Source organism: Methylobacterium iners, assembly GCF_022179305.1.
Taxonomy (GTDB): domain Bacteria; phylum Pseudomonadota; class Alphaproteobacteria; order Rhizobiales; family Beijerinckiaceae; genus Methylobacterium; species Methylobacterium iners.
The window spans coordinates 1-1440 of sequence record NZ_BPQP01000126.1 but is presented as its reverse complement, the minus strand read 5'-3'; the positions used below and the strand labels follow the sequence as shown (position 1 = coordinate 1440).

1 protein-coding gene is annotated in these 1440 nt (G+C 64.9%); it reads right to left on the bottom strand.

All coding sequences use genetic code 11. The features are described from left to right. Positions 1–115: 115 nt before the first annotated feature. Positions 116–1440 (bottom strand): porin (locus MFF55_RS25705; RefSeq protein WP_238246942.1); only part of this gene is annotated, 1325 nt, incomplete at its 5' end.

The window sequence follows — 1440 nt, the reverse complement described above, 5'->3', positions numbered from 1 at the left end:
GAACGCAAAAAGGCCCGGCGTTGCCGCCGGGCCTAGTGGTTCGATCTCGAAATCGAAGCTCGATCCGTTCGGCCCGCCTCGGATCAACCAGGCGGGCCGAGCTTTGACGATCCGATCAGAAGTCGCGCTGGACGCGCATGCGGACCTGGTAGGTGTCGTCGGCCGTGACGGTCCGCACCAGAGCGCCCGCGTTGATCTGCGCGGCGGTGAGCGGCGCGTTGCGGGTCTGGTCGATGACCCGGCCTTGCTGCACGCCGACCTTGGTATAGAGACCCTCGACACCGATATCGAGATCCTTCACAGGCGACCAGATCAGGCTCGCGCCGGCGACGACTTGGTAGTTGTCGCGAAGGGTCGGGGCCAGCGCGAAGGAGCGCGTGCCGACGATGCCGGTGAAGTTGTTGGCGGTTGCCGTACCAGCGCCAGCATAGGCCAGAGCGTTGGCTTGGCGAGCGCCGCGAGCGAACTCGATCTCCGAGTAGCTGGCAAACACGGCCGAGCGCCACTCGGGCGACCAGTAGTGCAGGAACGAACCAACGACGCTGAAGCTCTTGGAGAGCTGGATCTGGCCGGTGATCGGGTTGAGGGTGGCGTCCGACATGTACGGGTCGAAGGCAGCGCCGTTGATGGTGCTGACCCGCGAGGAGTAGGTGCCGTTGTAGGAGGTGATGCCCGTGTAGATGCTCGCGCCTTCGCCGTAGGCACCCTGGAGGTAGAGGGTGTCCCCAGGCGCGATGAAGGGCAGGTTGATCTTCACGCCACCCTGGACGGCCCAGCCGTACTCGGACTCAATACGGCTCGTAGGTCCAACTGCCGGGAGAGCGAAGCCCGGGGTGAGGGTACCGGCAACCGTTGAACCAATGATCGGGTTCTGGGTGTTCAGCTCCTTGACGGCAGCCGAGAGCTGAGCGGAGCCCCAGGCCGCATCGTAGCGCAGGACACCGACGAAGTCGGGCAGGCGGCTACGCTGAGACACGTCGACCGTCTGGAAGGTCGGAATACCGAGCGGGCTGGTTGTGATCAGCACGCGCTGCGGTGCCAGAGCCGAGAGGCCTTGGCCTGGTGCAGCGAACTCCTGCGAGTAGATCGTGTTGCGGCGGAAGAAGGGATCTTCCATCGAGATCGTTGCAGAGAATCCACTGGTGCCGAGCTTGGTCGTGTAAGCGAGCAGGTTCGTCGACTGCACGTCGGAGCCAGCCGTGGCAGTCTGGAACTCGAAGTCGTGGGCGTAGAAGTCGAAGAACGAGGAGGCGCGACCGGCGGTGAAGCCGGCGAACTGGATGAACGCCTTGTCGGTGTTCACGAACTGCTGAACGCGGCCGTTCTGATCCTGGCCGATGGCGCCGAAGGCGTTGCCGATGCGCTCCTGCGTGCCGGAGCGGATGCCCTGGGTGGCGCCGGTGCGCGAGGCGAACTCGAGACGCGTGAAGGCGCGCAGCG